Origin of the sequence: Butyrivibrio sp. AE3003, assembly GCF_000686065.1 — a bacterium.
GTDB classification, from domain to species: domain Bacteria; phylum Bacillota; class Clostridia; order Lachnospirales; family Lachnospiraceae; genus Butyrivibrio; species Butyrivibrio hungatei_A.
This window is the reverse complement of sequence record NZ_JMLX01000001.1, coordinates 2,566,859-2,587,104: the sequence shown is the minus strand read 5'-3', so window position 1 is coordinate 2,587,104 and position 20,246 is coordinate 2,566,859. Positions and strand designations below refer to the sequence as shown.

Below are 20,246 nucleotides of genomic sequence, written 5' to 3'. Positions count from 1 at the left end.
CTTACAGCTCCGGTTTACCTGGTTTTTTCTCATTTATTGAATATCCGACACCTCTGCAAGCCTTTATTTCGCAGTTTGCATGAAGAGAAAGGATCTTTTTTCGAAGGTTTGAGATGTTAACCCATACCACATTGACGTCGGCTTCACCGTCAGACCAGATATGTGACATGAAGGTATCAACGGAGACTATTCTTCCCGGATTATCCATGAGCATTTCCATCATCTGGAATTCGCGTCCGGCAAGTCTTATCCGCTTGTGATTCGGAGTGGACAGTTCATATACGTTTCTATCAAGGGTCAAATTTCCGCAAGTCAGGTTGACCGGTGAAAAATCCGATTTCCTTCGAAGCATTGCGCGAACTCTGGCAAGAAGTTCCCCCATGTCGAAGGGTTTGGTCAGGTAGTCATCGGCGCCAAGATCCAGTCCTTTTATACGGTCATCAACTTCGGATTTTGCGGTCAAAAAAAGAACGGGAGTAGATATTCCTACGGTTCGCAGCTTTTTAAGGACCTCCGTTCCATCAAGTCCGGGCATCATAATGTCCAGGATTATTCCGTCGTAGTTTCCCGTAAGTGCGTAGTCTAAGGCATCCGTCCCGTTGTAGACAGCATCTACCGTGTAGCTGCTGTGTTTTAATATAGCTACGAGAGCGTTGGATAATTCTTTTTCGTCATCAGCAAGAAGCAGTCGCATATGTGAACCTCCGCAAAGGGATTTCCTTTTCAAGATAATTTTACCATATTGGGAGAAGGATTAAAGAAATTTAAAAACAAATATATGTATAAAATATGAACGATTTTTCAATAGTTTGGTCATTTTCAGTCCATATTTTTAATGTAGAATATTCATAAATGAATTTTAGGAAACAGGGAGTCAGAAAAATGCACGAAAAAAAAAGTATTCTCCTTAAAAATAACCTTAATAATGGCATTTTGTATTATCTTTAATTTGGCCGCATGGAAAAGTGCGGCCTTTTCTGACTTCTACGTCACGAACATATATCCGAAGATAACATCGGTATATGGAGCACTTACAAGTAAGGTTGCTTTTTCTGTAGGCGAGATCATGTTGGTATTTATCGTTTTGTTTACGGCTTTTGCAATTCTGTTTATAGGTGTACACACCGTGTTTTGGATATATTCAAAGTTTGCGATAAACAAGAGTCAAAGATTCTTTTCCGCAGAAAAAGTATTCAATAGAATTTCAGGGATCCTCCACAGAGTGTCACCCGTTATGATGGCGATTGTATGCACGATAATGTCGCTTAACTGCTTTGTTCTGTATCACACATCAAAACTTAAAGTGACAGAGACGGGATTTACCAAGGATTATGATCTTGCTCAGCTTGCGGAGATGCGAGATTTCGTGGTTCGAAGATGTAATGAACTTGCAGAACAGGTTCCGCATGATGAGAGAGGCAACGTTATATATAGCGGGAACATGCAGGATCAGGCCATCCTTGCAATGAAGAATCTTGAAGGAGAATTTCCGAGACTCGGCGGATATTATGTGACACCAAAGCCCCTTCATTTCTCGGGATTTATGAGCCAGCAGTACATGCAAGGGTATTACTTTCCGTTCTCAATGGAAGCAAACTATAATGATACGATGTCTATAATGAATAAGCCATTTACGATGTGCCATGAACTCGCACATACTCACGGGTACATATATGAAGATGAAGCAAATTTCTTTGGATTTCTTGCCTGTGTAAAATCTGATGACGTTGTATTTAGATACAGCGGATATTTGGGAGTTCTTAATTATATAAATAATGATTTTTATAACGCTGTCAGCAAACAGGAATACAATTCACACGTGAAGATTTCTGACAGGGTAAAGTATGACAACCAGTTCCTTACAAAGGAAGCGTGGGTCGAAGTTGAGAAGAAGGCTGTAGTTAAGACTGCTACAGTAAAAAAAGCGGCTGAAACCTTCATAGATACTAATCTTAAAGTGAACGGAGTGTTGTCAGGAAAAGTAAGTTATTGTCATGTAGTTGCACTTATCATGGATTACTATTACAATGAGCCCGAGTACGCAGAAAACGAATCGGGGGACAAGATATGAAAAGTGGCAAGTTAATTAGCGGAGCAGGAACGCTTATTATGGCGCTCCTGCTTGTTGCGTGTAAACCTTCGGCTGAGAAATTAAGTGAGGCCGAGGCATTAAAAGCGGCACTTGTTGAGGCAAAAAATCATGCGGAGAATACGTACCTTGATATAACAGACTCAAGTCTTAGAGGAACTCTTGATGAGCTTGCGCAAAAAGAAACGGTTATTGAGAATAAGGATTTTAGCAAAATGAGTGACAGTATGCTTGAATACTATGGACCGAAGATGACGGAACTTACTACTGAATATCAGGGTATTCAGGCAACGCTTGATGCAAAACTTGCTGAAGATAATGCAAAGAGAGAAGCAGCTCTAAAAGAAGCAATGATAAATGCAACTATTATAAATAACACGGAATTTATGATAACAGAGATGGCACTTCATGACCTTACAAGTGATGCATACTCTGCAAATCTGCTTGATGAGGGAGTTACGCTTGCTTCCGGATATACACTTGTGGGCGTCGATCTTGATATCAAAATAGACAGTACGCAGTGGGAAATTGTTATAAAAGATGACGGAGGCAACTCATTTACGTTTGTCTGCGGAGACTTTAACCAGGCATCAAGAGATGGAATATTCATAACACTAAGCTATGATAAGTCGGCCGGCGGAGGGGTAGCGGACATTCAAAATCAATAAATTTTGTGAGAATTGCACAAAATATTAAGGAAATCTTAAGATATTATGCGTCGATTTGTCGGTGACATTATTCTATTCACAATATATAATCTATAACTGTACTGAAGCAATTGTTTGCAATAATTCGTAATTGCAAAGTATGCAGAAAAGAGGAGAATATATTATGAAGAAGAATATCGTTACATTACTTTCAGTTTTAACACTTTCAGCAGCAGTTCTTGCTGGTTGCGGTGAGGCAGCAGAAGAGGCAGCTACAGAGGCTACATCTGTAGAGGCATCTGTAGAAGCTTTCTCAGTAGAAGAGGCTGCTACAGAAGAGACAACAGAAGAAGCTACAGACGCTTCATCTGATGCATCTTCAGACGCTTCATCAGACGCTTCATCTGAGGCATCTTCAGACGCTTCAGCAGAGGCTTCATCAGCAAAATAATAATAGCTAATTCAATTAGATTTATTAAACAACAGGTAACACTAGTTTAATCAATTGCTTTAGTCAGTACATAAGAACCCCCGGTGTGTATGCACCGGGGTATTTTCATATTTATGTGACTCTTTGTTATAGAAAAACGTTCCGAGTTTTTACTATTTTTGATTTACAACATGTTTGGATTGTGTGATAATACTTTTGCAAATGTTTGTGAATAATTAAAAATAAATATTCACAAAAGTGATAGATATGCCTGTTCTTGGCACGTTTGTTGTGTAAAAAATATGTAACAACAACGTATTGGAGGTTGTGGTGAGTAGAATCGGGGATTGCAGAAGAAAGATTGAAAAAATCAGAGAAGATATCAGAGCAATGAGGGAGAAACAGACAGTTATCGACGGCTATATCAGACAGATTGAGACCCAGAAAGATACACTTGATGGAATAGATTTAAGCAGAGCAGGCGAGTGGATTGGCGTTAACGAGCAGAACGCAGTTAAGGCTAAGAACGTCTGCGTTTTTAGAATGGACGGAGCAAAGGGCGAGTGTACGCGGCTTAGAAGTGCCATAGATAAGATGATAAGAGAAGCCGAGTCTCAGATTGCAGAGCTTGAAGCTGAGATAGAAAGAATTGAAGAAGAGGAGCGACGTGAACGTGAGCGTGAACGCGAACGTGAACAGTCTCAAAATTAAGGATAGCGGGGATGGTAAACAATGAGTGGTAAAGGTGAAAAGATACAGTTGGGGAAACAGGCGGTAGATGCGCTTATTTCAGATATAAAAGATTCTGCAAACGTTCTTGAGATTAAAGATTCTGCTTTGGCAAAAGCCGGACTCATCGGCGAAGATGCCTCACTCCACATGATCAAATATATAGCTGAGAGACAGAAAGATCTGACAGCAACATATAAGGATGTTGTAAGTATTGATACTGCAACACTTCTGGATAACAGTACCGGCAAGATAGTTGAAACAGATATTAATATTGCCGCAAAAATAGATAGGGAAGAGGGTTGATACTTATGGAAAATAAATGGATAAACATGGCAGAATTCAATGCTTACATAAGTGACCTTTTTTCTGCTATGGATGAATATGAAGAAAAAGCTGCAGCGCATAAGAGAGCGCAGGACAGTTTTACAGGGGAAGCAAACTGGGAAGGAAAGAGTGCCGATAAGGCAAAACTCCTTGTAGGAACAGTTGAGCAGGCAAAGCTTGATGAAATACTAAGGATTGAAAGGGACTTTAGAACCATTCTTACGGAGTATGTAAATGGATTTAAAGCTGCGGTTGATGAAGCTGATGATGCCAAGATAAGTACGATCGTTCTTGAAGGACTTAACATAGAACTTCATGGCTGTGCTTCAGTTTATAAAACATGGGCAACAAGCATGGAGGTTTTAAAGGATAACATTCACAGCAGGTTTGGAAGTAAGTACGGAAACCGCGATGAATACGATTTCTTTATGGCATCAAATGCTTACGGGAATCTTTGCGGAGACGCATCAAAGGACGGAATGATCCTTGATCTTGTCAACAGGTTCATCAATTTCGATAATCAGCAGGCGGCCAAGATATCGTCTGTTAGTTTTCCTTATAGAATAGGCAAGTTAAAACAGGAGATTGAAGATCTCAGAAGCTGCAAGGGATTACTTGTAAATGGTGACGGCAACATTGAGATGGGCGTTATCGAAAGGCTTGGTGATTTCCTTGAGGACAGCGTAAATAAAGCGCAGGGTTCGGGAAGTTTTGTGGATAAACTTGGTAAGAACGTGCTCAGTACAATTCTTAAGTATGACCCTGTAAATATGTGCAGCGGAAACTATATAAATGAACACGTTGATATTGAACTTGGAGGTAAATATCCTCTTTCGTTTGGAAGATTCTATAATGCAATGGACAAAAAGGGCGGACGCCTCGGAAAAGGCTGGAAGCATACCTTTGAAAAGCGAATTGTGGAAGAAGACGGAATAATAAAGATAGAAAAGTCTGACGGAAGTAAAGTCGAGTATAAAAAGATTGACGATGTATATGACAAAGACCTTTACTTCGAAACGCAGGGCGAACAAGGACTCCTTGAAAAGCTCTCCGACGGCTATGTTATCACTCAGGATGACGGCACATATGAGAGATTTGATGACAGGGGATATCTTGTAGCGCTTGGAGATTTCGACGGCGATAATGTATCTTTTACATACGATATCGTTGGAGGCAAGCGCTGTGTTACACATATAAGTACCAAGAACGGAAACACTCTGACATTTGAGTATCTTGAAAAATGTATCTTCAATGAACTTGGAAAAATAAGAGTTACTCTTATGACATCTGTTACCGATCAGGCGGGCAGGTGTGTTTCTTATGCCTATGATGATGACAGGCTCACAGAGATAAAAGGAACTGACGGAGCAGTAAGGAAGTTTACATACACAGAAGATGGAAGAATCAAGGATGTAGTAAATCCCAGAGGAATTACGGTAGTTACAAATGAGTATGATAATCAGGGACGCATTAAGAAGCAGAGTTTCCCGGATAATACTTCCATGACTTACAAATATAATGATGAAGATAAAAATATCGTAGCAACCGAGAGAAATGGAAATAAGGTTACTTATACGCATGATGACTTCGGAAGGCATGTTGAGACAGCCTACTATGACGGTAAGGAGAGTTTTACATATAACGGTAGAAACCAGAAAACAAGTCATACTGACAAGAATGGCAACACGACAAGAGTAGCTTACGATAACAGAGGGCATGTAACGCAGGTTATTGATGCGCTTGGAAACAAGACAAACTATACATATAATGCAGACGGAAAGATTCATACCGTAAAAGGACCAAGAGATGATACATACAAATATTTTTATAACAAAAACGGCACAATAAAAGAGATTGCACTTCCCGGAGGAAATGCCAGCATTTTTGCATACAGCGACGGAAACTTAAAAGCAATCTACGATGATAGAGGAATAGGACCAAACTTCACTTACGACAACAGAGGAAACGTTGCTACAGTGACAGATCCTGACGGGGTAAAGACGAGCTATAAGTATGACAATCTTAATAGAGTTATTTCTTCCACGACAGCAGACGGAGCCACAACATCATACGAGTACGATAATGCCGACAGAATCGTAAAGACAACAGATGCCCTTGGAAATACAAGGGAATACCGATATGATAAGTCGGGTAAAGTGACTTCTGTTAAGGAATTTGATGGGACTCTTAAAAGCTATGATGTAAATATCATGGGAAGGGTTTCAAAGGTAACAGACGAAGCGGGAAGAATTACAGAAATAAGCTATAACGTAATGGGTAAGCAGGAGCTTGTAATACTTCCAAACGGCGGGCAGATAAAGTATGAGTACGACCCTCTTATGAGACCTATTAAAGTCACCGATCCCGAGGGAAGAACAACAGGCTATGATTATGATAAGAACGGAAATGTAACGGCTGAGTATCTTGGCGATGTCAGGGTAAAGAGCTATGTTTATGATGCCCTCAACAGAGTAACTGAAGAGAAAGATGCTCTTGGTCATAAGACAGGCTATACATATGATGAATCAGGTAATGTTACGGAAGTTAAAGATACTCTCGGAAACACGACAAAGCGTGAGTATGATCTTTTAAACAGAGTGACAAAGGAAACGGACGCTCTTGGAAATGAAGTATCTTACAAATATACCAAAATGGATCTTATAGATTCGATCACTGATGCAGCAGGAAGAGTGCGTAAGTTCACATATACAGAAGGAAAAAGGCTTACAGCAGTAAGTTTCTGTGGCGTAACAGAGCAGGAACTTACATACGATGTAGCAGGAAGAGTTAAGACAAGAAAATTTGCTGACGGTTATGAGATTGATTACGGCTATGATGTTCTTAGCCGAGTAAATAAAGTAACAGGCTCGGATGGAAGATGTGTTGAATATGAATATGACGCACTTGGAAGAGTAAAGAAAGTAATTGACGGAAGCAACACAACTCTTTATACATACACACCTACAGGCCGCCTTAAGAGTGTAGTAGATGCTCTTGGAAATGAGACAGCCTATACTTATGATGCGCTTGATAATCTTAAGAGTGTTCACAGAGCAGAAGGGCTTGTAAGTGAAGAAGAAAAATCAGGTGACATCTTCCCTACAGTAGGAAAAGACGGTCATGTGACTATCTATGGCTATGACCTTTCAGGCCGGCTTACGGAAGTTACAGATGCTCTTGGTCAGAAGGAAACTTATGAATATGACCAGTATGGAAGACTTAAGAAAAAGACTGACAGGGATAACTATGCAACAACATATGAATATAACAATGTCGGAGCAGTAACAAAGGTGGGGTATGCTGACGGAAGGAGCGTTGCATTCTCTTATAACGAACTTAACCAGTTAAGTCAGATAAATGACTGGTACGGAAAGACAATCCTTGAAAATGATATCTTTGGACGCCTTACAAAAGTAACAGACTTTAAGAACAGGACTGTGGCATACGAGTATGGCGCTACAGGTGAAAGAACAAAGCTCACATATTCTGACGGAAGAGTAGTTTCTTATAACTATGATGATAAGCTTCAGCTTTCAAGTATCGTAGGAAATGGTGAAGAGACAAGATATACTTATGATGATTTTGGACGTCTTTCAAAGAAGACATTTGCTAATGGTGTAAGTCAGGCTTATACATATATGCCGGGTGGAAACCTTGCATCGATGGTAAGTTCTGATAATGAAGGAGTACTTGATAGGTATTTCTATTCTTACGACAATTCAGGACTTATAAACGGTATTGACAGAAACAGACGTGGCCTTGATAAAGTATCGGGAAGATATGAGTACAGCTACGATGCCATTGGTCGTCTAATAAAGTCAACACATGATGGAATAATAAAAGCAGCATATGAATATGATGCATTTGGAAACAGGGTGGCAATGTCCGAAGCATCAGTTGAAGCAGGTGAGATTATAAAGACATCTTACACTTATGATGTCCTTGATAGACTTGTGGAAACTAAGGAACTCAATAATTCCCAGGCAATACTTAAGACTTACGACTATGATAAGAGAGGAAACCAGACAAAGGAATTTATAAATGGTCTCTTGCAGAAAACCTTTACTTTTGATGCTACAAATATGCTCTCAAAGGTAGTCGATAAGGATAAGGGAGAACTTGAAAACTGCTATAACGGTCTTGGATTTAGAGTAGAGTCTACAAGACCTGAAGAAAGAATAGAGTATCTTTGCGATCTTTCAAAGGATTACTACAACCTTCTTGAGAGAACAGTAAACGGCGAAACAGAGAGCTTTGTTTACGACAACAACGTAATATCAATGTCAAAGTCTGGAAGTAACTTCTATTACCTTCAGGATGAGCTTGGCTCTCCAATGTACATGACAGGTACAGACGGAGGCTCTGTAAGCGCATATGCTTTTGATGATTTTGGAAGAAATATCGATCCGTATACAGGAAGGGTAAGAAACAACAGAAACCATAACGCGCCAAAACACGCTTACACAATAAATGGTAATATCATTCAGCCCTTTGCTTTTACCGGCTATCAGGAAGACGAGGTATCAGGACTTAAGTTTGCGCAGGCAAGATATTACAAAGCGGAAACGGGTAGATTCCAGTCTGAAGATAACGTGAAGGGATTTATTGACAGTCCGTTTACTCTTAATCACTATGGTTATTGCTGGGGGAATCCAGTTGGAATAATCGATAGAGATGGCAATAAGCCCGAATGGGTTACTAATGCTATAGATAAATTCAATAAAGCGGGAGCTGAAATAGGCAATTTTGTAAATGAACATAAAACAGCAGTTGGAATAGGATGTAATGTGGCTGGGATAGTAGCAGGAGTAGTAGTAACTGCAGTTGCAGGACCAATAGCTGGAGGAGCTGTAAGTGGAGCACTGATGAATGTTGGTACACAGATTATGGAAAAAGGTACTAATATAAGTTTGGGAGAAGTTGCTGTTAGTGCAGTAGCTGGAGGCGCAGGAAGTGTATTAGGAGCTAATTTGAGTGGTTTTGGAAGTGTAATGTTTGACTCTGCATTTGATACGATGACTGATATTACAAAGAATATTGTAAATGGGGAAAAAATCAATGCATCTGTTATTGTAGATAGTGCAAAAGAAAATCTCTGTGGAAATATTTTGGGAGCAGGTTTAAGTCATGAAATAGGAAAAGTTATTGATATTAGGCAGGCACGAAAATTTGCTGATGCAGAAAGCACTCTTATATCTCTGGAAAGAGCTAATTCGAATAAATGTAAACGAATATGTGATGCATTAAAAGTTGAAGTGCGTAAAGCAGAAGATGATTGGAAGTGGGCAAGAATAGGTATATCTGCAAAGCAAAGGGATAATGCTGTACTAGGCGCAATTCGTCATGAAAATGCTGCCAAAAGTTTAGAAGAACGGTATTTAGATATTGTCAGACAATCTAAGAAGTCACGAGAAAACTTTGAAAATATGGTAAAGATGTGGCGAGATGAAATGGATGATATAGCGGATATTTCGTCGGGGAATTTAAGTGATTTATTAGGAGCAATTTTGAATATTGGAAAGCAAGAGGAATGTGCATGAAATTTAGTGTGAAATGTAAAAATAAAATTTTTAAGACCATATCATTTTTTCTTTCTTTTGGTGTATATGTTGCAATGTGTGTAGCAATAGTATTAAATAGTGCGACACCGAAGGATTTCGTGATTATTTTGGCGTTGGCTGTTTCATCAACCATAGCTATGGGGGCATATGCTTTTTGCAAACTCGGAGCTATAATAATCAATTCAATAGAGGTGGATTCAGATATATTGATTATAAAGAAAATGTTTAAGCCGGAAAGAACAATAAATGCTTCTGAAATTAAACAATATATTACTGGAAGGAAAAAAATGAATAAGGGACCAAGACGAGAGTATATTCATGTGTATTATGATGATACGTTCGTTGAGTTATATGAAGATAATGTATGTAATTTTGAAGTGTTGTTAGATTACTTGAAAAGTCAAAACTGCAGGGAGGGCATGGAGTTATAAATCTATGTATGAACAACGTGAAAAATTTTTCATAAAGTATTTAAAGTTTGCAGTGCTTATTGTTCCACTAGGATTTGGAGCATATCCCACAATACATTTTAATGGAATGGCTAAGAGATTGTTTTGTATATTTATCAGCTCGATTGGAGCTTCGATTCTTCTTATTCCATTAATGTGGATTTCATTAAAGCATTTCTATGTATATGAGGACAGAATTGTAATAAAGGGCTTATTGTACAAGAAGCAGTATCTATATGAAAATATTATTAAGTGTTTTTTTAGAGTAAGTACAGAAACGCTCTGTTTATATATGGCGGATCGAGAAGTGAAACTTCATATTGGTACATACATTTCGTCAAAGGATATCGTTGATAATCTGTCAAGATATGTCAGTGTAAAAGAAGTGTAATGTTTAATTGTCTAAAGAATGAGTCAGGTGATGTAAAGGTGAAATATTTAATAAGTACAATTAAGGATACAAGATTTGAAGAATAAATGAGAAGAAATATAGTGAAGATGTAATACTTATAAAGAGCGGGGAGTTTACTCGCTTTTTATATAGTTGTACGCCATAGAAATGCTGAAACGTTGGAAAGGCGGTATTTATTGTGGCGTAGCAACCTTTTCCACAGAAAGTGAGTGTTGATAATGACTACAGGTATATATTAGAGAGTATTCAAATATTGTAGCGGCGTTAATTGTATTAATATATGCAACCGTCAAATTGATAAGATACAAACGTTTGCTTGCTCATTTAAAATTTGAAAGTGAAAATGCTAAAAAAGTTATAAACATAATTTTTACGCCGATTGTATATGTGGCATTATTGTTAGTGCTGTATAGATACTATCCACTAGTGTTAGATTTGCCATTTGTATTAGATAAAACGTATTGTGTTGAAAGTGCAATTGCCAGAGGATATAGTCATTCTAATCCTGAATTTTATGAGAGGAGATATGTCGATATGGAGATAAATGGAAAGATTGAAAGAATGAGGTTGTATTCTTATGAAATAAATGAGAATGAAGAATATAAGTTAATATATCTTCCTAATAGTAAGTTTGGACAGGTTGTAGTGGATATAAAATGAATTTATAAAAAATGGAGACTAAACATATATGAAGGGTAATGGCATCAAAATCTTAGTTAATATACTGGCTTTATTGATAATATTTTTTTATAAGAACAATGGACAAAAGAATAATGTGACAGACAGTATGAGCGAGGTTTACGATATCAGGATTCCTGGGTTATTGACGGGAGTTTGTGTTTTGTGGGTTGTTTTAGGGGTGATTTTTACTACTACAATGATGGTTACTTCAAAAAATTCCAATACGGTAACAAAAGGACATTATTATTTGGGAATAGCATTTATTGCTATTGGTCTCATAGGCTTTATATTTAGCAAAAACTGGAAAGTTACTGTTTCGCAAAAAAATATAATACATACGAGTGTCTTAGGCATTACAAAAGAGTACTCCAAAGATGATATAACGGACGCTAAACTTGGAAGTAAGAAAGAATTGGTAGTACGTTTTAAAAAGGGCAAGGTGACTATTGATCCGGCAACAACTAATTATTCGCGACTGGTCGGAGAGTTATTGCAGACAGATGTTGAATAAGCGTTACATAATAAGATGTAGTAAATCGGCAGCTCTGGCATAGTGAAGCTGCCGATTTATAAAAATGAGTGTTAGAAGACCCAAAAGAAATATAATCTTATTGAATTGTCTTTATAATGCGATTCCAAGGACGTCAAGCAAAGCGCCTACGACAGTTCCTATAAGGAACAAAAGAATAGCGATTCTGATATTTTCTTTTTTATTATCGTTTACTCTGAACAATACCAAAAGTCCGATTCCGGCTCCGACCAAAAGACCGGACATCATGGTTCCGAAAGTGATCATCTTATCAAGATATAAGGTTGTGATTATGACCGAAGCCGCACAGTTGGGAATAAGACCGATAATTCCCGCAAGAAGGTGGCTGAGCACCGGACTTGTCTTAAGAAGTTCAGATAACTTATCTTCTCCGATAAGCTCGATTGCAAATCCCAATATCAAAGTAAGAACAAGAACAAAAGCAAAAATGTGTATCGTATGAACAAATGCGGATTTTACAATTCCGATAAAACCGCTGTGGTCGTCCTCTTCGCAGTGACAGTGCTCTTTTTCACACAGGGCATTTATCTGAATCGGATCGTCGAGCCTTTTATTGTGAGTAAGATGATGCCAGTGAACAACTGCATCAATGACAAAGCCTGCGATGATTCCGATGACAGCTTTGATGACCAGTATCTTTATCATAATTACGGCAGGAACCTGTTCTGATATAAAAAGCGGTATCATCTCATCCGAAGTTGAAAGATAGATCGCTATAAGGGTTCCGAGCGTTATAACTCTGCCTGCGTAGAGATTGGAAGCTGCGGCTGAAAATCCGCACTGCGGAAAAACGCCGATCAGTCCGCCCCACAAAGGTCCGAAGTATTCTGTTTTTTGGACAATCGCAGACGTATATTCCTGAGTCTTGTGCTCCAGATATTCCATTAAAAGGTAGGTTATAAAAAGAAAGGGGAGTATCTTAAGAGAATCGATAAGCGCGTCCATGACAACATCGATGATAAGTTCCATGAATTAACTCCTTGCTGTATAAGAAAGAAAAAAGGGAAAAAAAAAAATCAGTAAAGCGGGTGATGGGAATCGAACCCACGTATCTAGCTTGGAAGGCTAGTGTTCTACCATTGAACTACACCCGCACGGTACTGACAAGATTGTATTTTAATTACTTTTGTATGGTATGTCAAGGGGTTTTATGATAAACTTTACATTGTTTTTAAATTGACAATACAAATTTGCGGTGTTATCATATTTCCTACCAACTTGGTAGGAAAACACGGAAAGGAAATTTATCATGTCAGATGCGTCTTTATTACAGGTAAAAAACTTATCTGTATCAATAGATAACGAGTTGCCGATTCTGCACAAGATCAATTTAGATATAAAGCCTGGAGAGACTCATGTTCTCATGGGCCCAAACGGAGCAGGAAAGTCTACACTTGGATATTCTCTTATGGGAAATCCTCATTATTGTGTGACAGAGGGAAATATTATTTTTGACGGACAGGATATTACCGATATTTCTGCAGACAAGAGAGCAAAGGCAGGAATGTTCCTGTCATTCCAGAATCCTTATGAGATTCCCGGAATCTCACTCAGCAGTTTTATAAGAAATTCTTTTCATGCCCAGACAGGTGCACCTGTAAAGCTTATGGCTTTCCAGAAATCACTTAAGGCTGCTATGGAAGTTCTTTCTATGGATGAGGCTTATGCTGACAGAGACCTTAACGTTGGTTTCTCGGGTGGTGAGAAGAAAAAGGCAGAGATTCTTCAGCTACTTATGTTAAATCCCAAACTTGCTATTCTTGATGAGACAGACTCAGGTCTTGACGTTGATGCTGTAAGAACAGTATCTAAGGGCATTCAGGAGTATCAGAAGAAAAAGGACGGAGCACTTCTTATAATCACACACAGCACCAAGATTCTTGAGTCATTACATGTTGATTATACACATGTGCTTGTTAAGGGTAATCTTGTATGCACAGGTGACGGATCTTTGGTTGATGAAATCAATGCTAACGGATTTGAGAAGTTTATCTCAGAAGCGTAATAATTGGCCGGATAACAGAGGATTGATATGAGCGATAACAAACAGAAAGTGGTTGAGATAGACCGCAGCGCATATGAATTTAAGGATATAGAGACAGAAAAAGACTTCTACAGGATGGAGGAAGGTCTTGATGAGGAAACCGTATTAAAGGTTTCTGCAGAAAAGAACGATCCTGAATGGATGAGGGATTTCAGACTTAAGTGCTTAAAGATATACAACGAGATGGAAATGCCAAAGTGGGGACCCAGTATAGAAGGTCTTGATATGGACAGGATCACATCTTATGTAAGACATAAGTCTGAGATGAAGAATAACTGGGAAGATGTTCCGGAAGATATCAAGAACACTTTTGAAAGACTTGGTATTCCTCAGGCAGAGAGAGAATCTCTCGCAGGTGTCGGAGCCCAGTACGATTCAGAACTTGTATATCATAATGTGAAAGATGAGGTTGCAGCTCAGGGTGTTATTTATACAGATCTTGAGAGCGCAATGAAAACAGAATACGCGGATATGATCAAGAGTCACTTTATGACTCTTATACCGCCTACGGATCACAAATTTGCAGCGCTTCACGGAGCGGTATGGTCCGGAGGTTCATTTGTATATGTGCCAAAGGGAGTTAAGGTAGATATTCCGCTTCAGTCTTATTTCAGACTTAATGCGGCAGGAGCAGGACAGTTTGAGCATACTCTCATAATTGTTGATGAAGGTGCAGATCTTCACTTCATAGAAGGATGCTCGGCACCAAAGTATAATGTGGCCAATCTTCATGCGGGAGCTGTTGAGCTCTTTGTGGCAAAGAATGCGAGACTTCGCTATTCCACAATCGAGAACTGGTCCAAGAATATGTATAACCTCAATACCAAGAGAGCTCTTATCGAAGAGAACGGGATCATGGAGTGGGTATCGGGATCGTTTGGATCTCATACGGGATATCTTTATCCTATGACAATTCTTAAGGGCGATCACTCCAAGATGGAATTTACCGGAATTACTTTCGCCGGAAAAGGCCAGAATCTTGATACAGGTGCCAAGGTGGTGCATCAGGGAGTGGGAACAACTTCGGTTATCAATTCCAAGTCCATTTCCAAGGACGGCGGAATAGGAACATACAGAAGCAGTGTTGTAATTCAGAGTTCAGCTAAAAAGGCAAAAGCGTCAGTTTCTTGTGATTCACTTATGGTAGACAGCATTTCCAGAGCAGATACAATTCCGGGAATGGACATCAGAACCGATGATGCTGATGTAGGACACGAGGCTAAGATTGGAAGAATCAGCGATGATGCTATTTTCTACCTTATGTCCAGAGGAATAAGTGAGGAAGAAGCTAAGGCGATGATCGTAAGCGGATTTGCCAATCCTGTTTCAAAGGAACTTCCGCTTGAGTATGCCGTTGAGATGAATAACCTTATTAAGCTTGAGATGAGCGGACATTGAGAAGGGACTTCACATGAACAAAGATTTGAACATGAAGGTTAATGTGCTGCCTGTTTTGACATATGGTTTTCTTAAGGTCAATGACAGTACAGTTTCCGAATCAGATATAAAAATAGATAGCTTTGAAACTCCGGATGCAAGCAAGATGCCTCAGGGCGTAGATGTAAAGCGCGGAGTTGATTTTGCAAAAGCGGGCGAGATATTTATCAAGAATAAAGACAGGATAATGTATACCACAGGCGAATTTGCGGGCCCTAACGCCGATACGACGGGAAGAAACGACGGTCAGGCGATCAGAACGGGAATGGGAATCGATGTAGACGAGCTCATGATCTCTGCAGGCGCTAAGTGTGATATTTATACGGTTGAGGAAAATGTTAAAGTTTCCGAACCCGTTATCATAGAGTATAAGATGAAAGACGGCGAAGGATGTATATCATCACAGGTCATTCATGCCAAGAAAGGTTCCGAGATAAACGTCATTCTTGCATATGAATCAGAAAAGGATTTTGGCGGTTTCCATGGAATCAGCACAAGACTTCTTGCTGAAGAGGGTGCAAAGATAAATATATATAAGATTCAGATGCTTGGCGATAAGTTCATTCATTTCGATGATATCGGCGGTGCTTGTTTTAAGGGCGGATCGATCGGTGTTACAACTTTGGAACTTGGTGCCAAGAAGACATGGACAGGTTGTCTTGTGAACCTTGTTGAAAAAGAGGCTGAACTCATATCAAATATGGGCTATCTCGTAAGATATGACAATTTCCTCGATGTGAACTACATTGCAGATCAAAGAGGAAAAAATACAAACTCTGTAATGCACGCAAAGGGAGTTCTTATGGATTCCGCGACAAAGGTATTCAGAGGAACCATTGATTTTAAGAACGGAAGCTCGGGATCGGCAGGCGATGAGCAGGAAGATACGCTTATGCTTAGCCCTGACGTTATAAATCGCAGCATGCCCGTGATACTTTGTCAGGAAGAAGATGTTGACGGAAGACACGGCGCAACGATAGGACAGCTTGGCGAAGATCTGCTGTTCTATATGCAGACAAGAGGAATCGATGAAGAAAATGCAAAACGCATGATGATCAGGGCAAGACTTGACAGCGTTGCAAGAACGATTCCCGATAAGGAACTGGAACAGAGAGTTATATTCTACATTCAGAATATTATTTAACAGGTAGGAAAAGAAAATGGCTAACATCGGAGATTATCGAAAAGACTTCGATATATTAAATTCAGGTGACTATGTATATTTTGATAATGCGGCTACTTCACAGAGACCTAATCAGGTTCTGGATGCAATATCAAACTTTTATCGCACGGCAAATGCCAATCCGCTCAGAGGCTTATATGACTGGAGTATTGCGGCAACAGATATGTACGAGGATTCAAGACGTGTTGTTGCTGATTTCATAGGAGCGAACTCTCCGGAAGAGATTATTTTTACAAGAAATACTTCCGAATCACTTAACCTCGTGGCATACAGCTATGGGCTTGATAACGTTTCGGAAGGTGATGAAGTTGTTATCTCAGTGATGGAACATCACAGCAATATATTGCCCTGGCAGATGGTATGCAGGAAGAAAAATGCAAAACTTGTATATCTTGAGCCTGATGAAGAGGGCGTTATCTCCAAGGAAGAGTATGAGAGCAAGATAACAGACAGGACAAAGGTTGTGGCTATCGGGCATGTTTCCAATGTCATGGGTGTTACCAATCCTGTAAAAGAAATTGTGGCATATGCAAAGTCTAAGGGAGCAATCGTAGTAGTAGACGGCGCTCAGTCGACACCTCATATGAAGATCAATGTACAGGATCTTGGTGCGGATTTCTTTGCATTTTCCGGACACAAGATGCTCGGACCTATGGGAATCGGTGTTCTGTACGGAAGAAAAGAGCTTTTGGAAAATATGTCTCCCTTCCTTACAGGCGGGGAAATGATAGAGTATGTTACAAGGACAGATGCTACTTATGCGGAGCTTCCTCATAAGTTTGAGGCGGGTACTGTAAACGCATCAGGTGCGGTTGGACTTGCCGAAGCAATCAGATACCTTCAAAACGTCGGTTTTGAGGCCATAGAGGCGCAGGAACAGAAACTTACGGCACTTCTTATGGAAGGCATGTCAAAACTTCCGTATATCAAGATATATGGATCAAAAGATCCCAAGAAACATTGCGGAATAGTTACATTTACAATCGACGGTGTACACCCGCATGATATTTCATCGGTGCTTAACGATGATCATGTATGTATCAGAGCAGGACATCACTGTGCACAGCCGCTTATGCAGTTTATCGGAGAAGGATCTACCGCACGTGCAAGTTTGTACTTCTATAATACAGAAGAAGAGGTTAAAATATTCTTGGAGAAACTTGCAAAGGTTAGGGAGGTCATGGGATATGGAGCTTAAGCAGTTATATCGCGAGATAGTTAATGAACATAATCTGCGCCCTGTACACAAAGGTAAATTAGAAAATCCGGATCTTGTAATGCGTGGAATAAACCCAAGCTGTGGTGATGATATCACATTGCAGCTTAAGGTTGAAAACGGCGTTATTACAGATGGAAAATATATCGGAAGCGGATGTGCAATCTCACAGGCTTCTGTAGATATGATGGTTGATCAGATAATCGGAAAGAGCAAAGAAGATGCCATTAAGCTTGCCGAGACTTTTATGGGCATGATAAAGGGCGATATTACGGACGAGGAGAGCATAGAGTCCCTTGATGAAGCTGCTTCGCTTCAGGACGTAAGACATATGCCTGCAAGAGTTAAATGTGCCGTTCTGGGATGGCATACCATGCAGGAGATGTTGGAACATCCGGAAAAAGCAGTTGATAAAGTCGAAGAATAAAAAATATGCCGCAAAGAAAAATCTTTAATCGGATTATTTCTCTGCGGCATTTCTTTTTCTTTTCAAAAAATGCAGAAAAAAAGTACCATCCTCATAGGATATACCTACAAAAACAGTACTCGGCGTGCGCTGCCAGGGTCTCGAACCCTGGACAACCTGATTAAGAGTCAGGTGCTCTACCAACTGAGCTAGCAGCGCATTCGTTATTTAGCGGCTTTGCCGTATCTCAACGACAAGTGATATGTTACTACGCTTAAAAAAGAATTGCAAGTGTTTTTTTTCAAAAAAAAATAAAAAAATTTGATTTTTTTTCAATTTCGCATATCTGTGAGGATATATTTGTGGTAAATTAGATGTTATGAAAAAATTCAAAATTGCGATTTTGGAAAAGCGGAAGGTGTGTAAATGATATTTGATACGCATGCTCATTACGATGACAGACAGTATGATGAAGACAGAGATACGCTCATAGCTTCTTTGAGAGAAGAAGGGATTGGCGGAGTCGTAAATATAGGTGCGGATATGGCATCAAGTGAAAGGGCACTTGAGCTGGCGCATAAACATGATTTTATATATGCGGCAGTCGGAGTGCATCCAAGTGAAGTTGAAGAACTTAATGATAAAGCCATGGATCGCCTGAGAGCTTGGAGCGCGGATGAAAGATGCGTTGCAATCGGTGAGATAGGCCTTGATTATCATTGGCCCGATCCTGCGCCCGAGATTCAGAAGAAATGGTTTGTGAGACAGCTTGAGCTTGCAAAGGAAGTAAAACTCCCCGTTGTTATCCATTCAAGGGATGCCGCAAAGGATACAATGGATATAATGCATAGCGAGCATGCGGAAGATATAGGCGGAGTGGTGCACTGTTTCTCATATTCAAAAGAAATTGCAAAAGAATGCGTGGATATGGGCTTTTATATAGGGGTCGGCGGAGTGGTGACATTTAAGAACGGCCGAAAGCTTAGAGAAGTTGTTGAAGAAATTCCTATGGAAAAGATACTTCTTGAGACGGATTGCCCGTATCTTTCACCCGAACCCCACAGAGGGGAACGCAACAGCTCTTTAAACCTGCCTTACGTGGTAAAAGAGATAGCAAACATAAAAGGAATCAGCGAAGAAGACGTAATACGTATTACGGAAGAAAATGCAAAGCGTATGTACGGCCTAATGACGGAGGTATAAATGGCATATCTTGGAAATGCAGCACGCACAAAGGAAGTGCTGAGCAAATACAATATGAGCGCCAAGAAAAAATTCGGGCAGAACTTTCTTATAGACAGCGGAGTACTTGACGGTATTGTTGAGGCTTCGGGTGTTACAAAAGAAGATTGTGTCCTTGAGATAGGTCCCGGCATAGGAAGCCTTACCCAGTATCTGGCTGAGGCTGCAAAACGCGTTGTGTCCGTTGAAATAGACAAGACACTTATTCCTGTTTTGGATGATACATTGTCTGAGTATGACAACGTGACAATAATCAATGAAGACATCCTTAAGGTTGATATAGAGAGCATAGTAAAAGAATACAACGAAGGAAGAGAGATAAAGGTTGTTGCCAATCTTCCCTACTACATCACTACTCCGATTATAATGAAGCTCTTTGAGAGCGGCGCACCGATTGACAGCATTACTGTCATGGTGCAGAAGGAAGTTGCAGACAGAATGGTCATGGGACCCGGAAATAAGGACTATGGTTCACTTTCTCTTGCTGTAGGATATTATGCAAAGGCAACGGCAGTAATGAACGTTCCGCCCGGAAGCTTTATCCCGCAGCCGAATGTCGGGTCGGCAGTTGTGCATCTTAAAAGATATGAGAAGCCGGCGGTGGAAGTCGGCGATGCAAAGTACATGTTCGAGATAATCAGAACAGCATTTAACCAGAGGAGGAAGACACTTTCAAACTCTCTTTCCAACAACCCTTCTCTTAAGGTTACAAGACAGCAGGTTCAAGATGCGTTAACTGAGATAAATATTGACGAAAAAGCAAGGGGAGAAGTACTTTCGCTTATGCAATTTGCGCGACTTTCAGACATTTTACAAAGATAAGGTGCTTATGATAAACTAACA

The 20,246-nt window shown here is 39.8% G+C and carries 19 protein-coding genes and 2 tRNA genes; 17 read left to right on the top strand and 4 right to left on the bottom strand.

The window, feature by feature from the left end; all coding sequences use genetic code 11:
• Window position 1: 1 nt before the first annotated feature.
• On the bottom strand, window positions 2–694 hold the full coding sequence (locus tag CD00_RS0112405) for a response regulator transcription factor (RefSeq protein ID WP_026656253.1): 693 nt from the start codon (window positions 692–694) through the stop codon (window positions 2–4).
• Window positions 695–925: 231 nt separating this feature from the next.
• Here CD00_RS0112405 and CD00_RS18310 point away from each other — a divergent pair, with 231 nt between their 5' ends.
• The 10 genes from CD00_RS18310 to CD00_RS0112355 all read left to right on the top strand — a co-directional run bounded on the left by CD00_RS18310 (window position 926) and on the right by CD00_RS0112355 (window position 11,836).
• A complete protein-coding gene (locus CD00_RS18310) occupies window positions 926–2,071 on the top strand; it encodes a DUF3810 domain-containing protein (protein WP_051594188.1) in 1,146 nt (381 codons plus the stop codon).
• Window positions 2,068–2,757, top strand: a complete 690-nt coding sequence (locus CD00_RS0112395; protein ID WP_026656252.1) for a hypothetical protein — start codon at window positions 2,068–2,070, stop codon at window positions 2,755–2,757. The genes CD00_RS18310 and CD00_RS0112395 overlap by 4 nt, the downstream gene beginning before the upstream one ends.
• Window positions 2,758–2,920: 163 nt before the next feature.
• On the top strand, window positions 2,921–3,187 hold the full coding sequence (locus tag CD00_RS18305) for a hypothetical protein (RefSeq protein ID WP_051199119.1): 267 nt from the start codon (window positions 2,921–2,923) through the stop codon (window positions 3,185–3,187).
• Window positions 3,188–3,496: 309 nt separating this feature from the next.
• The gene (locus CD00_RS0112385) at window positions 3,497–3,877 is read left to right on the top strand and encodes a DUF5082 domain-containing protein (protein ID WP_026656251.1); all 381 of its coding nucleotides are present in this window, start codon (window positions 3,497–3,499) and stop codon (window positions 3,875–3,877) included.
• A 21-nt stretch (window positions 3,878–3,898) separates the two neighbouring features.
• Window positions 3,899–4,201 (top strand): hypothetical protein, encoded by a 303-nt coding sequence (locus CD00_RS0112380; RefSeq protein ID WP_026656250.1) that lies wholly within the window; start codon window positions 3,899–3,901, stop codon window positions 4,199–4,201.
• Between the two features lie 5 nt (window positions 4,202–4,206).
• Window positions 4,207–9,762 (top strand): DUF6531 domain-containing protein, encoded by a 5,556-nt coding sequence (locus tag CD00_RS0112375; protein WP_026656248.1) that lies wholly within the window; start codon window positions 4,207–4,209, stop codon window positions 9,760–9,762.
• On the top strand, window positions 9,759–10,214 hold the full coding sequence (locus CD00_RS0112370) for a hypothetical protein (RefSeq protein WP_026656247.1): 456 nt from the start codon (window positions 9,759–9,761) through the stop codon (window positions 10,212–10,214). Before CD00_RS0112375 ends, CD00_RS0112370 begins: the two co-directional genes overlap by 4 nt.
• Window positions 10,215–10,218: 4 nt before the next feature.
• The gene (locus CD00_RS0112365; protein WP_026656246.1) at window positions 10,219–10,623 is read left to right on the top strand and encodes a hypothetical protein; all 405 of its coding nucleotides are present in this window, start codon (window positions 10,219–10,221) and stop codon (window positions 10,621–10,623) included.
• Window positions 10,624–11,031: 408 nt separating this feature from the next.
• Window positions 11,032–11,304 carry a hypothetical protein gene (locus CD00_RS20225; protein WP_207640498.1) on the top strand — a complete coding sequence of 91 codons (273 nt, stop codon included), beginning with the start codon at window positions 11,032–11,034 and terminating at the stop codon, window positions 11,302–11,304.
• Between the two features lie 28 nt (window positions 11,305–11,332).
• Window positions 11,333–11,836, top strand: a complete 504-nt coding sequence (locus tag CD00_RS0112355) for a hypothetical protein (protein ID WP_026656245.1) — start codon at window positions 11,333–11,335, stop codon at window positions 11,834–11,836.
• A 111-nt stretch (window positions 11,837–11,947) separates the two neighbouring features.
• Here CD00_RS0112355 and CD00_RS0112350 read toward each other — a convergent pair whose 3' ends face one another.
• Entirely contained in the window at window positions 11,948–12,844 is an 897-nt protein-coding gene (locus CD00_RS0112350; RefSeq protein ID WP_026656244.1) for a putative manganese transporter, read from the bottom strand.
• Between the two features lie 54 nt (window positions 12,845–12,898).
• Window positions 12,899–12,969 (bottom strand) — tRNA-Gly (locus CD00_RS0112345).
• Window positions 12,970–13,124: 155 nt separating this feature from the next.
• Between CD00_RS0112345 and sufC the strand changes: the two genes are divergently transcribed.
• The 5 genes from sufC to sufU are packed head-to-tail and all read left to right on the top strand — an operon-like array spanning window position 13,125 to window position 18,182.
• The gene (sufC, locus tag CD00_RS0112340) at window positions 13,125–13,880 is read left to right on the top strand and encodes a Fe-S cluster assembly ATPase SufC (protein ID WP_026656243.1); all 756 of its coding nucleotides are present in this window, start codon (window positions 13,125–13,127) and stop codon (window positions 13,878–13,880) included.
• 27 nt (window positions 13,881–13,907) lie between these two features.
• The gene (gene sufB / locus CD00_RS0112335; RefSeq protein ID WP_026656242.1) at window positions 13,908–15,317 is read left to right on the top strand and encodes a Fe-S cluster assembly protein SufB; all 1,410 of its coding nucleotides are present in this window, start codon (window positions 13,908–13,910) and stop codon (window positions 15,315–15,317) included.
• Window positions 15,318–15,330: 13 nt separating this feature from the next.
• A complete protein-coding gene (locus CD00_RS19455; RefSeq protein WP_026656241.1) occupies window positions 15,331–16,500 on the top strand; it encodes a SufB/SufD family protein in 1,170 nt (389 codons plus the stop codon).
• Between the two features lie 16 nt (window positions 16,501–16,516).
• The gene (locus tag CD00_RS0112325) at window positions 16,517–17,737 is read left to right on the top strand and encodes an aminotransferase class V-fold PLP-dependent enzyme (protein ID WP_034462112.1); all 1,221 of its coding nucleotides are present in this window, start codon (window positions 16,517–16,519) and stop codon (window positions 17,735–17,737) included.
• The gene (gene sufU, locus CD00_RS0112320; RefSeq protein WP_026656238.1) at window positions 17,727–18,182 is read left to right on the top strand and encodes a Fe-S cluster assembly sulfur transfer protein SufU; all 456 of its coding nucleotides are present in this window, start codon (window positions 17,727–17,729) and stop codon (window positions 18,180–18,182) included. Before CD00_RS0112325 ends, sufU begins: the two co-directional genes overlap by 11 nt.
• A gap of 125 nt (window positions 18,183–18,307) precedes the next feature.
• Here the strand turns inward: sufU and CD00_RS0112315 are convergent.
• Window positions 18,308–18,380: transfer RNA gene (locus tag CD00_RS0112315), tRNA-Lys, on the bottom strand.
• A gap of 207 nt (window positions 18,381–18,587) precedes the next feature.
• On the opposite strand from CD00_RS0112315, the gene CD00_RS20220 reads away from it, so the two are divergent.
• Window positions 18,588–19,364 (top strand): TatD family hydrolase, encoded by a 777-nt coding sequence (locus CD00_RS20220; protein WP_026656237.1) that lies wholly within the window; start codon window positions 18,588–18,590, stop codon window positions 19,362–19,364.
• Complete coding sequence (rsmA, locus tag CD00_RS20215; RefSeq protein ID WP_026656236.1) at window positions 19,365–20,225, top strand: 16S rRNA (adenine(1518)-N(6)/adenine(1519)-N(6))-dimethyltransferase RsmA; 861 nt, start codon at window positions 19,365–19,367, stop codon at window positions 20,223–20,225.
• Window positions 20,226–20,246: the final 21 nt, after the last annotated feature.

Bases quoted from the DNA above. Each gene is read 5' to 3' on its own strand.
- CD00_RS0112350 (WP_026656244.1), bottom strand. From the start codon at position 12,844: ATGGAACTTATCATCGATGTTGTCATGGACGCGCTTATCGATTCTCTT.
- CD00_RS0112370 (WP_026656247.1), top strand. From the start codon at position 9,759: ATGAAATTTAGTGTGAAATGTAAAAATAAAATTTTTAAGACCATATCA.
- CD00_RS0112405 (WP_026656253.1), bottom strand. From the start codon at position 694: ATGCGACTGCTTCTTGCTGATGACGAAAAAGAATTATCCAACGCTCTC.
- sufU (WP_026656238.1), top strand. From the start codon at position 17,727: ATGGAGCTTAAGCAGTTATATCGCGAGATAGTTAATGAACATAATCTG.
- CD00_RS18305 (WP_051199119.1), top strand. From the start codon at position 2,921: ATGAAGAAGAATATCGTTACATTACTTTCAGTTTTAACACTTTCAGCA.
- CD00_RS20220 (WP_026656237.1), top strand. From the start codon at position 18,588: ATGATATTTGATACGCATGCTCATTACGATGACAGACAGTATGATGAA.
- CD00_RS0112375 (WP_026656248.1), top strand. From the start codon at position 4,207: ATGGAAAATAAATGGATAAACATGGCAGAATTCAATGCTTACATAAGT.
- CD00_RS18310 (WP_051594188.1), top strand. From the start codon at position 926: ATGGCATTTTGTATTATCTTTAATTTGGCCGCATGGAAAAGTGCGGCC.
- CD00_RS0112355 (WP_026656245.1), top strand. From the start codon at position 11,333: ATGAAGGGTAATGGCATCAAAATCTTAGTTAATATACTGGCTTTATTG.
- CD00_RS0112380 (WP_026656250.1), top strand. From the start codon at position 3,899: ATGAGTGGTAAAGGTGAAAAGATACAGTTGGGGAAACAGGCGGTAGAT.
- CD00_RS0112365 (WP_026656246.1), top strand. From the start codon at position 10,219: ATGTATGAACAACGTGAAAAATTTTTCATAAAGTATTTAAAGTTTGCA.
- CD00_RS19455 (WP_026656241.1), top strand. From the start codon at position 15,331: ATGAACAAAGATTTGAACATGAAGGTTAATGTGCTGCCTGTTTTGACA.
- sufC (WP_026656243.1), top strand. From the start codon at position 13,125: ATGTCAGATGCGTCTTTATTACAGGTAAAAAACTTATCTGTATCAATA.
- sufB (WP_026656242.1), top strand. From the start codon at position 13,908: ATGAGCGATAACAAACAGAAAGTGGTTGAGATAGACCGCAGCGCATAT.
- CD00_RS0112395 (WP_026656252.1), top strand. From the start codon at position 2,068: ATGAAAAGTGGCAAGTTAATTAGCGGAGCAGGAACGCTTATTATGGCG.
- CD00_RS0112325 (WP_034462112.1), top strand. From the start codon at position 16,517: ATGGCTAACATCGGAGATTATCGAAAAGACTTCGATATATTAAATTCA.
- rsmA (WP_026656236.1), top strand. From the start codon at position 19,365: ATGGCATATCTTGGAAATGCAGCACGCACAAAGGAAGTGCTGAGCAAA.